Origin of the sequence: Alkaliphilus serpentinus (genome assembly GCF_009017255.1) — a bacterium.
Taxonomy (GTDB): Bacteria; Bacillota; Clostridia; order Peptostreptococcales; family Natronincolaceae; genus Alkaliphilus_D; species Alkaliphilus_D serpentinus.
Genome location: NZ_WBZB01000024.1, coordinates 113,044 through 126,880, shown reverse-complemented (window position 1 = coordinate 126,880; position 13,837 = coordinate 113,044). Strand labels below are relative to the sequence as shown.

The 13,837-nt window shown below is 37.0% G+C and carries 13 protein-coding genes; 4 read left to right on the top strand and 9 right to left on the bottom strand.

Annotated elements, in window-relative coordinates:
• Window positions 1–261: 261 nt before the first annotated feature.
• On the bottom strand, window positions 262–954 hold the full coding sequence (locus F8153_RS08295) for a YczE/YyaS/YitT family protein (RefSeq protein WP_243136937.1): 693 nt from the start codon (window positions 952–954) through the stop codon (window positions 262–264).
• A 158-nt stretch (window positions 955–1,112) separates the two neighbouring features.
• On the opposite strand from F8153_RS08295, the gene rd reads away from it, so the two are divergent.
• Together rd and F8153_RS08285 are read left to right on the top strand one after the other, a co-directional pair.
• Window positions 1,113–1,271 carry a rubredoxin gene (gene rd / locus F8153_RS08290; RefSeq protein WP_151865887.1) on the top strand — a complete coding sequence of 53 codons (159 nt, stop codon included), beginning with the start codon at window positions 1,113–1,115 and terminating at the stop codon, window positions 1,269–1,271.
• Window positions 1,272–1,477: 206 nt separating this feature from the next.
• A complete protein-coding gene (locus F8153_RS08285; RefSeq protein WP_151865886.1) occupies window positions 1,478–2,383 on the top strand; it encodes a DMT family transporter in 906 nt (301 codons plus the stop codon).
• A 100-nt stretch (window positions 2,384–2,483) separates the two neighbouring features.
• On the opposite strand, the gene yihA is transcribed toward F8153_RS08285, so the two are convergent.
• The 3 genes from yihA to lonB form a co-directional block, all read right to left on the bottom strand.
• Window positions 2,484–3,110: a ribosome biogenesis GTP-binding protein YihA/YsxC gene (gene yihA / locus F8153_RS08280; protein ID WP_151865885.1), complete on the bottom strand. Its 627-nt coding sequence runs from the start codon at window positions 3,108–3,110 to the stop codon at window positions 2,484–2,486.
• A gap of 2 nt (window positions 3,111–3,112) precedes the next feature.
• Complete coding sequence (gene lon, locus F8153_RS08275) at window positions 3,113–5,470, bottom strand: endopeptidase La (protein WP_151865884.1); 2,358 nt, start codon at window positions 5,468–5,470, stop codon at window positions 3,113–3,115.
• Window positions 5,471–5,630: 160 nt separating this feature from the next.
• Window positions 5,631–7,322: an ATP-dependent protease LonB gene (lonB, locus tag F8153_RS08270; RefSeq protein WP_151865883.1), complete on the bottom strand. Its 1,692-nt coding sequence runs from the start codon at window positions 7,320–7,322 to the stop codon at window positions 5,631–5,633.
• 172 nt (window positions 7,323–7,494) lie between these two features.
• Here lonB and F8153_RS08265 point away from each other — a divergent pair, with 172 nt between their 5' ends.
• Complete coding sequence (locus F8153_RS08265; protein WP_151865882.1) at window positions 7,495–8,046, top strand: chromate transporter; 552 nt, start codon at window positions 7,495–7,497, stop codon at window positions 8,044–8,046.
• Window positions 8,033–8,557 carry a chromate transporter gene (locus F8153_RS08260; protein WP_151865881.1) on the top strand — a complete coding sequence of 175 codons (525 nt, stop codon included), beginning with the start codon at window positions 8,033–8,035 and terminating at the stop codon, window positions 8,555–8,557. Before F8153_RS08265 ends, F8153_RS08260 begins: the two co-directional genes overlap by 14 nt.
• Window positions 8,558–8,662: 105 nt before the next feature.
• Here F8153_RS08260 and clpX read toward each other — a convergent pair whose 3' ends face one another.
• The 5 genes from clpX to F8153_RS08235 all read right to left on the bottom strand — a co-directional run bounded on the left by clpX (window position 8,663) and on the right by F8153_RS08235 (window position 13,684).
• Window positions 8,663–9,928, bottom strand: a complete 1,266-nt coding sequence (gene clpX, locus F8153_RS08255; RefSeq protein ID WP_151865880.1) for an ATP-dependent Clp protease ATP-binding subunit ClpX — start codon at window positions 9,926–9,928, stop codon at window positions 8,663–8,665.
• 24 nt (window positions 9,929–9,952) lie between these two features.
• Window positions 9,953–10,537, bottom strand: coding sequence for an ATP-dependent Clp endopeptidase proteolytic subunit ClpP (gene clpP, locus F8153_RS08250; protein ID WP_151865879.1), 585 nt, complete (start codon window positions 10,535–10,537; stop codon window positions 9,953–9,955).
• A gap of 25 nt (window positions 10,538–10,562) precedes the next feature.
• Window positions 10,563–11,849 (bottom strand): trigger factor, encoded by a 1,287-nt coding sequence (gene tig / locus F8153_RS08245; protein WP_151865878.1) that lies wholly within the window; start codon window positions 11,847–11,849, stop codon window positions 10,563–10,565.
• A gap of 324 nt (window positions 11,850–12,173) precedes the next feature.
• Window positions 12,174–13,340 carry a cation:proton antiporter gene (locus tag F8153_RS08240; RefSeq protein WP_151865877.1) on the bottom strand — a complete coding sequence of 389 codons (1,167 nt, stop codon included), beginning with the start codon at window positions 13,338–13,340 and terminating at the stop codon, window positions 12,174–12,176.
• Window positions 13,334–13,684 carry a hypothetical protein gene (locus tag F8153_RS08235; RefSeq protein WP_151865876.1) on the bottom strand — a complete coding sequence of 117 codons (351 nt, stop codon included), beginning with the start codon at window positions 13,682–13,684 and terminating at the stop codon, window positions 13,334–13,336. The genes F8153_RS08240 and F8153_RS08235 overlap by 7 nt, the downstream gene beginning before the upstream one ends.
• Between the last annotated feature and the right edge of the window lie 153 nt (window positions 13,685–13,837).

Below are 13,837 nucleotides of genomic sequence, written 5' to 3'. Positions count from 1 at the left end.
TAAAGATCAAAAACTCTTAAATAACAAAAGCATTTCATGCGTTAATTTTCTATGGTTAAAATGCTTTTGTTTTCCAGAGAACCCATGCGTTCTCTAGGACACTTCGTTGTACTCTCCTTATTTTTATAAGGGGGGTGACCCCTTAAAATCCCCCATTTAATAGGTAACAAGAGAACTTTCCTATTAAAAAACAAAAGCTCCCTTGTCTATATTATACAAGAGAGCCTATCCTTTCTAAAGGGCCAAATGGTACCATTTATATTATTGTATCTGTTCCTTCATAGAAGGAGTAGCCTTCAACTGTTTGTAAAGTTGTAGACAGTTGGTATGGACTCCCCCCTTAGTATCATATTTCCCTATCTTAAAGGCAATGGCTACTGAAAACCCAATGGTAGTAGCAGTGATCAATGTACCAATTCCAACGGGACCTCCTAGGAAAAAACCCACTATAAGAATTACAAACTCAATTATACCACGAATCAACCAAACGGGCTTCCCAGTGGCTTTAACCAAACCCTCCATTAAACCATCCCTTGGGCCAGCCCCTAATCGCACCCTTAAGTAGAAATAGGTTGCCCAGCCAGTAATCAATACCCCCATCACCAGCATCAAGAGCTTCCCTGCTAGTGAAGTAGGTGTAGCTAGAATATTTAATCTGTCTATGCTATCCACAAAAAAACCAATAAATAGCATATTACAGATACTGCCTAACCCAGGAACAATTTTTAAGAGGGTAGATACAGTTAGAATAACCAATCCTGTAATTTGGGTAACTTGACCCAAGGTTAGGGGTGTATGATTAGTAACCCCCATATGGAATACCCCCCAGGGATTCATTCCTAAACCAGCATCCCTCATGAGAAGTACTCCAAAGGAGTACAGTAGTAATCCAAAGAATAGTGACGGAAGTTTTTTCATCAATAGAAACCATTGATTTATGTTTGTTGTCTTCAAGTGCTCATCCTTCTTCCAATTTATTTTGTAAGTTCCTTCGTAACCAAAAATATTATATCACATTAAATAAAATCTTGTTTAAAGTTTTTCTATCTAGGGTATATTCCGTATAGGTTTGTCATACTATAATCATAAATTAATGAAAGGGGAGTTATTTCATGAAATACGTTTGTATACCATGTGGCTATGTTTATGATCCAGATTTAGGAGATCCAGATGGCGGTATAGAACCAGGAACTGCCTTCGAAGATATTCCAGAGGATTGGGTTTGCCCAGTATGTGGTGTTGGCAAGGATATGTTCGAGCCACAAGAATAATGTAATACATACATAAGTGAGGAGCATTAGCTCCTCACTTTTTATTTTTACTACAAAAAAAGAAACAGAAAAAAAGTCCCCTTGTTTCGTTGTGTTCTTCCTTTTTACTTCCGTCTTGGCTTCTTCAATTTTCAATTTTCAACTCTCAATTTTTAATTTTTGTATGCTATAATATAATAGATATCGACTTAGAAAGGAGCATGAGAATGAAAAAACAGCTTAAGGCAGATCTGGCCCTACTAGGTGTAACAGTTGTTTGGGGATCCTCCTTTGTTTTAACCAAAAATGCATTAGACTATCTTCCTACTTATAATTTCTTGGCCATAAGATTTATACTAGCCGCCCTTATATCCTCCATTATATTTTATAAAAATATCCTTTCAATCAACAAGGATACCCTTAAGTATGGAATCATTATTGGAATTATATTGTTTGGTGGCTATGCCTTTCAAACAGTTGGTTTAAACTATACAACAGCATCAAAATCTGGTTTTATTACAGGCTTTTCAGTTGTTATTGTACCGATAGTTTCTGCCCTTTTCTTAAAGCAGAAGCCCCATAAAGAGGCGGTGGCTGGAGTTATTTTGGCCATTGTGGGTCTAGGCTTTTTAACCCTGAATTCGTCATTAACCTTAAACATAGGTGATACATTAACACTAATTGCGGCCTTTATGTTTGCCTTCCACATTATAACGGTGGGAAAATACACTGTAATGGTGGACTCCATCGCTATGGCTATTATTCAAATTGCTATGGTAGGGGTATTGAGTCTCTTTTTCTCCTTTGCCATAGAAAATCCTACAATACCAAGGGGCTTTGATGTGTGGTTATCCATCCTTATACTGGCGACATTAGCCACCTCTGGTGCCTTTATCATACAAAATGCCATGCAAAAATTTACATCCCCCACCCATACTGCCCTAATATATTCAGGTGAGCCCGTTTTTTCAGCTGTATTTGCCTTTATAATGCTGGGGGAAAGGTTAACCAAGCAAGGGATATTGGGTAGTGTTTTAATTCTATCAGGTATGATTTTATCTGAAATGGATTGGAAGAAGATGTTTGGGAAGCAGCATAAGCATATAAATGAAAGATTAGAGATTAGAGATTAGAGATTTACAAGAAATTTGCTCACAAATTTCTTCACAAATTCAACATTCAACATTCAACATTCAACATTCAACATTTACCATTATAGAAGAAGATTCTCCACTAGCGTGGAGAATCTTCTTCTATTGTTATAGGTAATTCCTTTGCAATAAACAACTCCTCTAGGGCTCCCCACAAATTCTCTATACCTTGCTTTTTTAGGGATGATATAGGTATAACCTTATCCTCTGCATCCATTTTAAGGGTTCCCCTTATCAGATTAATGTGCTTTTGTAATTGACTCCTAGGAATCTTGTCAGACTTTGTGGCAACTACTATGGTGCCGAAGCCGTATTGCTTAATCCAATTATACATTAATACATCATCATTATTGGGCTCATGCCTTATATCAACCAATAATAATACTTCTACTAAATTTTTCCTACTTGTTAGGTATGTCTCAATGAACTTACCCCATGCAGCCCTTTCATCCCTTGATACTTTGGCATATCCATATCCGGGCAAATCCACAAGGTGAAACTCATTATTAATAATATAAAAGTTTATAGTTCTGGTTTTTCCAGGACTTGAGCTTATCCGAGCAAGCTTTTTTCTATTAAGAATGGTATTTATGGTGGAAGACTTTCCAACATTTGATCTTCCCACCATGGCCACCTCTGGCATCATACCTTCAGGATATTGCTTTTGACTTACGGCGCTGATGACAATATCAGCAGTTTTTATTTTCATTTTTACTCTCCCCTTATAAGTGCCTGCTCCAGCACCTCATCCATATGATCTACTAGAACAAACTTTATATTCCTCTTCACATTGTCAGGAATATCCTCCATATCCTTTTCGTTAGCCTTGGGTAATAGTACGGTTTTGATCCCTGCTCTACGGGCAGCCAATACCTTTTCCTTCACTCCGCCGATAGGTAAAACCCTTCCCCTAAGGGTAATTTCACCGGTCATGGCCACATCCTTGGAAACAGGTATTTTCGTTAAGGCTGAAATGACAGCCGTGGCCATAGAAATTCCAGCAGAGGGTCCATCCTTTGGTATTGCCCCTTCAGGAATATGAATATGGATATCTAAAGCATTATGAAAGTCCTCATTTATTTTTAGCTCCTCAACCCTAGAACGAATATAACTAATGCCAGCCTTTGCTGATTCCTTCATAACATCCCCCATTTGGCCGGTTAATACCAGCTTTCCACTTCCCTTCATTGGGGTTACTTCAATAGAAAGGGTATCGCCTCCCACTGGGGTCCAGGCTAGGCCTCTTACAATCCCTACTTCATCCTTCAGGTTTGCCATTTCATATCGATATATGGGATTACCAAGATATTTCTTTAAATTGTTGGGGTTAATTTTAACTACACCAATTTTTTCTTCAATGATTCTCTTGGCGGTTTTCCTGCAAACATTGGCTATTTGTCTTTCTAGATTTCTAACTCCAGATTCTCTAGTATAATTGTTTATGATATCTCTAATGGCCTTTTCAGAAATATTAAGCTGTTCCTCTTCTAGTCCATGCTCTTTGATTTGCTTAGGTAATAGATATCTTTCTGCAATATTATATTTTTCTTCTTCAGTATAGCCAGCTATCCGAATAACCTCCATTCTATCAAGAAGGGGTCTTGGGATTGTATCTAGAGAATTGGCGGTGGTTACAAACATAACCTTTGATAGATTAAAGGGTACTTCTAGGAAATGGTCTGTAAAGCTATTATTTTGTTCGGGGTCTAATACCTCCAGCAATGCAGCTGCTGGATCCCCTCTAAAATCGCTGGCTAGTTTATCAATTTCATCTAAAAGAAAAACAGGATTTTTACTTCCAACCTGCCGAATAGCAGAGATAATCCTTCCCGGAATGGCTCCTACATAGGTCCGGCGGTGTCCCCTTATTTCTGCCTCATCCCTTACTCCACCTAAAGACATCCTTACAAACTTCCTATTGAGGGCCCTAGCTATGGATTTTGCTATGGAGGTTTTACCTACCCCTGGAGGACCCACAAGACATAAAATTGGACCCTTCATGGATTTTGCCAATTGCCTAATGGCAAGGTACTCAAGAATTCTCTCCTTCACCTTTTCCAAACCATAGTGATCCTCATCAAGGATAGCTGAAGACTCTTTAAGATCAAGCTTGTCCTTAGTTTCTTTATTCCATGGGAGATTTAGCACCCAGTCGATATAATTACGAATAACTCCCGTCTCAGCTGATGCTGGGCTTAATTTAAGCAAACGATGGATTTCTCTATCAACCTTTTCATTAATTTCCTTTGGCAGCTTTAGCTTCTTTAATTGCTGTCTAAAATCATCAACCTCTTCAACTATTCCTTCATCTTCCCCTAGTTCTTTTTGAATTGCCTTTAGCTGCTCCCTTAAATAGTATTCCTTTTGAACCTTATTGATTTGCTTCTTTACCCTAGAATTAATCTTTTGTTCAATCTCTAAAATTTGTATCTCTTCTAAAAGGATTTTGTACAAAACCTCCAATCGATCTTTGGGATTAAAGGCCTCTAATATCTCCTGCTTTTGACTCTGTTTTAGGGTAATATTGGCGGCAATGGTATCTGCAAGCCTACCTGGCAGTTCAATTTCAGCCACCGAAAGGAGAACTTCAGGCGAAATTTTGTTGCTTACCTCTATGTATTGTTCAAAGGCCTCAAGGACGCTGCGCATATAGGCTATTACGTCTTGATTCTTTTGCACCTCCCCTTGATGGTGCTCTTCTTCAATTTCAACCATAAAGTAGGGCTCTTCCTTTAGAACCTTTATAATTCTACCTCTACTGATTCCTTCAACCAATACTCTAATGGTATCTCCAGGAAGCTTTAGCATTTGTTTTATTTTGGACACAGTTCCAATCTGGTAAAAATCCTTAGAAGTTGGAAGATTAACCTCTGCCTCCTTTTGGGAAGCTAAGAAAATCAGCTGATCATTAACCATTGCCTCCTCTAAAGCATTAATCGATCTTTCTCTACCCACATCAAAATGCAAAACCATATATGGAAAAACCGTCAATCCCCTAAGGGGAATTAAAGGAATTTCACGGTTGTATAAAACAACCTCTTCCACATGATCTACTTCTTTATATTCCATCTACTTCACTCCTTTACTGATGCAGTCACCATTATTGTGGTGTAACAAGCAGTCGATAATAATTATATCCATTTATTATGCTTTATACAATATTTTACCCTAATTTTATATGATGTATCAAGGGTATAGAAAGTAATGCCTAAAGTAGAGAAATGATATTCTACTTTAGGCATCCTTTATCACTTCCTATGGCTGCTACAAGGCCTATAGCCTCAGATGATATGAGCTTTTTACCCTCTAAATCATCAATATCTAATGCAATTTCTATTACCTCTTCTATATGATCAACCGGAATGATTTTAACATCATATTCCTTAAATTTTTCCATATAATTCTCAGACGGGACGATGATCTTTTTACAGCCGGCCTTTCTTGCTGCTTCAATCTTGGCTGTAACACCACCTATAGCTTTTACCTTTCCTCTAATAGATACCTCCCCAGTCATGGCTACTAAGTTGTTTACTGGCTGTTTGGTTATAGCAGAGTATATAGCAGTAACCATAGTAATCCCTGCGGAAGGTCCATCTATAGGAATCCCTCCAGGAAAGTTTAGATGTATATCATAATCCCTAGGATCTACTTTAAGAAAGGAGCGTATCACCGTTAACACGTTATCTACAGAATCGGAGGCAGTGCTTCTTCTTTTTAAGGTTTTTCCAGTGGTACTGGTTTCTTCTGTATCCACAATTCCAGTAACGATAATTCTTCCCTTTCCCTTTTGAGGAATTTCAATGGCTGATGCTTCTATTTCAATAATCATACCGAGATTAGCACCATACACTCCTAAGCCGTTGACATAGCCGATGCTAGGCTGGTTTTCTATCTTTTTTTCAGGTCTTGGTTGGTAGTGTCCGCTTTCAATCACCCAATTTACATCGGCAAGGGTAATAATCCTTCTATTGTTGGTTAAAGCTAGACCACTACATATTTGTATGATATTTACTGCTTCTCTGCCATTGGTGGCATACTTTTTAATTTCTTCTACAGCCATATCTTCGATTTCAAAGTTGCTCTTTTTGCTAACATTTCTGGCTATAATGGCAACCTCTTCTTGAAATAGGGGTCTAAAATAGATTTCAACACATCTTGACCTTAAGGCTTGAGGGATGTCAAAGGAGCCTCTAGTGGTGGCAGCAACTAAACGGAAATCTGCTGGCAAACCCTTTTGAAAAATTTCATGGATGTGGGCAGGAATATTGGTATCCTCTGAGCTATAGTAGGCACTTTCAAGAAACACCCTCCTATCTTCTAAAACCTTTAAAAGCTTATTCATCATTATGGGATGAAGTTCTCCTATTTCATCTAAAAACAGGATTCCCCCATGGGCCTTTGTAACTGCACCAGACTTTGGTTGAGGTATTCCAGCCTGACCCATAGCTCCCGCTCCCTGATAAATTGGATCATGTACAGAACCCATAAGGGGATCGGCAATTCCTCTATCATCAAATCTTAGAGTAGTTGCATCCATTTCTATAAACTTTGACTCATTGTTAAAAGGTGATAGAGGGCTTCTCTTAGCTTCCTCCAATACCACTCTAGCGGCAGCAGTTTTTCCCACACCGGGGGGGCCATATATAATAACATGCTGTGGATTGCCACTACAGAGGGCTGCCCTTAGAGCCTTTAATCCATCCCCTTGACCGATTATTTCATCGAAGGAGGAGGGTCTAGTGAATTCTGTTAATGGTACTGTTAAGGACCTCTCCTTCATTTTCCTCAATTTATCTAATTCCTTTTTCGATTCCTTTTCGATAGCTGATTTGCTTCCTTGTTGACTTCTTAATAACGACAAAAAATATAGCCCTATTACTATAGCAAAGAAAAATTGTATGAAGAAAACAATACTTGGCAACTTTTCTTCCTCCTTTCTAGAGGCTGTAATACTATTATGTGCCCCATCCTTGTTTTTATCCTGCTGCCAAACTTCCTATAAAAGTAATCAAAGGAAGTCCTACACAGTAAAAAAAATGTGTTATAATGATAATGTCATGGACAAGTACTTGCATAACTAGGAGGTTATATAGTTGAATATTTACCTTAAGCTATTTGTTATTTTTTTCCGAGTTGGAGCCTTTACTTTTGGGGGTGGATATGCAATGATCCCCATCATTCAAAAGGAAATAGTAGAAAATACTGAGTTAATTAGCGAAAAGGAATTTTTAGATTTAATCGTCGTATGTCAAAGCCTTCCTGGTGCCCTTGCTGTAAATACTTCTACCTTTATTGGATATAAAATTGCAGGAGTTTTAGGGGCTTTTATCGCCCTAATTGGTACTGTTCTTCCATCTCTAGTTTTTATTATCCTGATTGCTATTTTTTATAATCGAATTTCTGATATAAAGGAAATACAACTGTTTTTTAAAGGTGTTCGTCCAGCTATAGTATCCCTGATCTTTATTTCAGTCCTTAAACTAGGGAAAAATATGAGAAGAAGTAACTTTAATATCATCATTGGATTAGCAGCCTTTTTTGCCATTACTTTTTTAAACATTCATCCTATAGTGGTGGTGGTTTTCTGCGGAACCGCTGGCTATATTTATGTAAAAAGGAGGCAAAAACACTATGGTGTACGTTAAGCTTTTTCTAGCCTTCCTGAAAATTGGGGCCTTCAGCTTCGGCGGTGGGTATGCAATGTTACCTTTGATTGAACAGGAAATTGTATATATAAACAATTGGTTGTCAGCCTATGAATTTGTAGATATCATAGCTATCTCACAAATGTCCCCAGGCCCTATTGCCATCAATGCTGCCACATTTGTGGGCTTTAAGCATTTAGACGTTTTAGGGGCAGTAGTGGCCACTATAGGAGTTGTGTTGGTTTCCTTTCTACTGGTAACCTCCTTAGCTCAGATTCTATTAAAGTATTATAAATCACCGGTGGTAAATGGAGTTTTTACCGGTCTAAGGCCGGCTGTTATTGGTTTAATGGCAGCTGCTTGTGTATCTCTATTTAGAACCTCCGTAGAAGATTTCAAAAGTCTTATTATCTGTATTGCGGTGTTGGTGATTATCCATAAAACAAGAACTCACCCTATTTTAATTATACTATTATCAGGTATTATGGGAATTGTAGTATATACAATATAGTCTCCAAAATAAACTAAGAGCAGACAAATTTGTCTGCTCTCTACTTATACAATGTAATGAGGCTGATTTCTTTCACTTCTCATTTTTCACTTTTCATTATTCACTTTAGGATGCAGTTTCTTCAGTTTTCTTTTTGCCTCTGGTTTTCTTATAGATTATGGTTGGAGCTGCTGTTTTTGTCACGGCATCCATTGTGATAATAACCTTTTCTATATTATCAGCAGATGGAATCTCATACATAATATCCAGCATTAAGTTTTCCATAATACCCCTTAATCCACGGGCACCAGTTTTGCGCTCTATAGCCTTTTTTGCTATTAACTGAAGGGCACCATCTTCGAACTCTAATTGTACACCATCAATTTCAAATAATTTGTTATATTGCTTTAACAATGCATTCTTTGGCTCTGACAGTATTTGTATTAAGGACCCTTCATCTAATTCATCTAGGGTAACCATTACTGGTAGTCTACCAACAAATTCTGGTATTAGTCCAAATTTCAATAAATCCTCAGGCTGAATCCTCTTTAGTAAATCACCGATGTCTTTAATCTCTTTACTTTTTATTTCAGCCCCAAAGCCCATTGAGGTTTTACCAACTCTTTTTTGTATCAGCTTTTCAACACCGTCAAAGGCTCCTCCGCAAATAAAGAGGATGTTTGTGGTATCAATTTGAATAAACTCTTGATGGGGATGCTTTCTACCCCCTTGAGGTGGAACACTTGCTACAGTACCTTCTAGGATTTTTAACAGGGCCTGCTGTACTCCCTCACCACTTACATCTCTAGTAATTGAAGGGTTTTCTGATTTTCTAGCAATCTTATCTACCTCATCGATATAGATTATGCCCTTTTCAGCCTTCTCTACATCATAGTCAGAGGCTTGTATAAGCTTTAATAGTATATTTTCTACATCCTCTCCCACGTAGCCTGCTTCAGTTAGAGAGGTGGCATCTGCAATAGCAAAGGGAACATTAAGGATCCTCGCCAAGGTTTGAGCCAATAATGTCTTACCTGAACCAGTTGGTCCTATCATCACAATATTACTTTTCTGCAGCTCTACATCATCACCTTTTACGTCAGTGTTAATCCTCTTGTAATGATTATATACAGCTACAGCCAAAGCCTTTTTGGCCTCCTCTTGACCTATTACATATTGGTCGAGGATTTCCTTTATTTCTTTAGGCTTGGGTAAATTCATTAAGTCTATATCTACATTCTCGTCAAACTCCTCTTGTATAATCTCCTGACATAGCTCAATGCATTCATCACATATATAAACGTTAGGACCTGCAATTAATCTTCTCACCTGATCTTGTGATTTTCCACAGAAGGAGCATTTTAATTGCTTCTTATCCTCGAATCTTGACATTTTTACACCTCTTTCAATCCACAATTATTTCCTGTTGGCAATTACATCGTCTATGATTCCATATTTCTTTGCTTCTTCTGCTTCCATAAAGAAATCTCTATCAGTATCTTTCTTAATTCTATCAAGGGGCTGACCAGTTCTCTCAGCTAGAATATTATTGATGTTATCTCTCATCTTAAGGATTCTTTCTGCATGAATTCTAATATCCTCTGCCTGGCCACGGGTACCTCCCAATGGTTGGTGAATCATAATTTCTGCATTTGGAAGAGCAAAGCGCTTACCCTTCTTACCTGCAGCCAATAGGAAGGCTCCCATACTAGCTGCCATTCCTATACAAAGGGTAGATACATCTGGTTTTATATAATTCATTGTATCATATATTGCCATACCAGCGGTTATAGATCCGCCAGGACTATTTATATAAATTTGAATGTCCTTATCAGGATCATCTGCCTCGAGGAAAATAAGCTGTGCCACAACTAAGCTAGCAGTTAAATCATTTATTTCATCACCAAGGAAAATAATTCTTTCCTTCAGCAGTCTTGAATAAATATCATAGGATCTTTCTCCACGATTGGTCTGTTCTACTACAACTGGAACTAAAGCCATACTCTATCTCCCTCCTAATCCTTACCTAAGATATTTTGGAATTTTCAACCAATAAATCTATGGTTTTTCTATAAACAATATTATCTTTGAAATAGTCTAGATCTTCATCCCTAAGGTCCTTTTTAAATTTATCAACCTCTTGCTTATACTGGGTAGCCAGCTTTGAGATTTCTTCTTCTACTTCTTCATCAGAAGCTGTAATGCCTTCCTGTTGACCTATTTTCTCAATAACTAGTTGAGTCTTAACTCTAGCTATTGCATCTTCCCTCATTTGATTCTTTAGATCTTCTTCCTTAGTTGAAGTCATCTGATAATAATAATCTAGATTTAAACCTTGATAGCTTAATTGCACCTGAAAGTCTCTAAGCATAGAATCTATCTGTCTCTCAACTACAGCATCAGGAATATTAATCTCTACTGAGTTTACAACCTTCTCAACTATATTATTCCTGTGATCCCTCTCTGCTCCATCCTTAGCCTTTTTTTCTAAATTGTTTTTTAAATCAGCCTTTAATTCTTCTAGAGTATCAAATTCCGATACATCCTTAGCAAATTCATCATCAAGGGCAGGTAATTCCTTCTCTTTGATTTCATGAATTTTTACTAAAAACACTGCTTCTTTTCCTGCCAGTTCCTTAGCGTGGTATTCTTCTGGGAAGGTAACCTTAACCTCCACCTCATCACCAACTTTGGCTCCTATAAGCTGATCTTCGAAGCCAGGTATAAATTGACCTGAGCCGATGACTAAGGTTTGATTTTCTGCAGTTCCCCCTTCAAAGGCTACTCCATCAATCATTCCTTTGTAATCAATAATTACAAAATCCTTATCTTTTACAGGAGCATCTTCAACAGCAATCATTCTGGCATTCTTTTCCTGCATTGCTGTTAACTCTTTCTCTAAATCCTCTTCCTGTACATTATACTCTATTTTTTCTACTTCTATACCTTTGTAGTTGTCTACAGAGAACTCTGGCATAACCTCAACAATTGCTGTAAATACCACATCTTCCCCTTTGTTAATGTTCTCAATATCAATTTCTGGTCTGTCTACTGGGTTAATGTCGTGGGCTTCAAGGGCTGCTTCATAAGCCTCTGGAAAACAAAAGTTTATTGCTTCCTCATAAAAGATTTCTCTACCATATTGGGCTTCAATAATTTTTCTTGGGGCTTTTCCCTTTCTAAAGCCTGGTATATTGAATTTTACCCTCATCTTATTGTAGGCCTTATTTATAGCTTCTTCAAATTTAGCAGGTTCTACAACTAGCTTTAGTGTTATTTTATTGTCCTCTTGCTTAAGTATTTCTGATTGCATTCTTGCTCCTCCTCTATTTAATTTTACCATTTATCTGGTTTTAATTAATGAATATATTATTAATTAAAAATACTTACTAAGTAGAATGTGGTTTATTTTATACTTTACCTTTTCATCTTTGTACAAAACAATTTTTTTTAAACCTCATTTAAATTATAAATATAATTAAAAACATCCAGTTTAATTGGATGTCTTAAAGTATTGATATACTTATCATATTAATACTATCTAATAATATTATTGTTGTCAACATATTGATGTTTATAGTTTTTAAAATCTCCATTTCTGTTAGAACAAAAGCATTTCATGCGTTAATTTTCAAATTTATGCGATTTCACCAGTATTTTTAAGGGCTCTCTTTAATAACAAGGGCCCGACAATTTCAAAGAATATTACACCAGTCAATACGATACCCGTTATTAATCCATTGGATTGAGGCATTTTTTCTTCAGCTATGATACTTAAGCCTATTACCACCCCAGCTTGGGGAGTTAATGCAAAGCCTACATTTCTTCGATAGCTATCACTCAGGGTTGTAATTCTTCCAGCTATTAGACTTCCACCAATTTTTCCTATCAGTCTACCAGCTATATAAGCAATTCCTATTATCCCTACACTGCCGAACAAAGCAATGTCCAGCTTCGCCCCTGCAAGGGTTAAAAATATTACAAATACCGGTAATTCAACTCTTTCTAATGTAGAAGATAATACAAACTTTCTATTGATTAAATTTGCTATAGTGGCACCAGTGGTCATATTGATTAATATAGAGGATAAACCAAATTCAACTGCAATACCTGTGTTAATTAATATTACCCCTAATAGAAATACTAAGAATTTAGAGTTATTGGGTTTTTTCTTTATAAGATAACTATTGGCCATCCCTGCAATGCTCCCAACTAAAAGAGCTAAGCCCAACTCTTTTAACAGGGCAAGAAATAGCATAAAGCCAGAGGAATCAGTACTCTTCAGCCCCTGTAATACTGCAGCTACTATACCAAATAAGATGATACAATTGAGGTTTTCTATAGCAACTAGGGCCATTACGTTCTTTGAAAAATTCCCCTTTGCTCCATACTCCTTTATAATGGTGATTACCCCGGAGGGTGAAACCGTTAGGGCCATAACCCCTAATAATATTGCATATTCAAATGGCATCCCCACAAGATAAGTTAATCCTGATACAAGGGTAAAGGTAAATAACCCATCGCCAATTGCTAATAAAAACAAGTCTTTACCAAATTTGAAAAAAACATATCGATGAAGCTGGGATCCGATAGATAATGCTAATATACCAAGGGCCAAATGATTAATAAAGGCCATTGACTTAATCATTTCTTTAGTAACGATATTCAAAAATGAAGGGCCTATGAATAAGCCCAGTAAAATGTAGCCCGTCACCGAAGGTAACTTTACTTTTTTTGCCAGTTTACCGCCTAACAGTCCCAATAGGAGTAAAGCTCCTACCAACAATGGATAATTCCCTAACATTTACCACACCTCTTAACAGAAAGTCCTTTCACAATATTTACAGGAAGACTAAATAAGAAAACAGTATCTGGTTCATTGATATCTCCAACGGTTTTTTCAATTATTTCTATTGCATTATCCCTTTCATCACAGCAATTAACCACCGTAAAAATGGTTTTGCTGTGATTTTTTTCAGTTGCCTCTATATCTGCAAATTTTGCAAAGAAAGGAACATGATCAGCTATTAAATGGCCCATTCCCGCGCTATCGATAACAGTAGCACCCTTTATCCCTACCTCAACAAAACCATCCAGAATATCCGTTAGATATTCCGTTTTGTTTAAAACAATCACTAACAATTCCATGAGTATTTACCTCCCAGTTTTTAAACTATGTATTATTATATCATCGAATTCCATTTTGGTAAAACCAAAATGCATAACTTAGTTCAAATTTATTCAATTGTCTGAAAATTAACAGATCTATCTGCAATTAAAATCAATTAGATTACAAGTTTA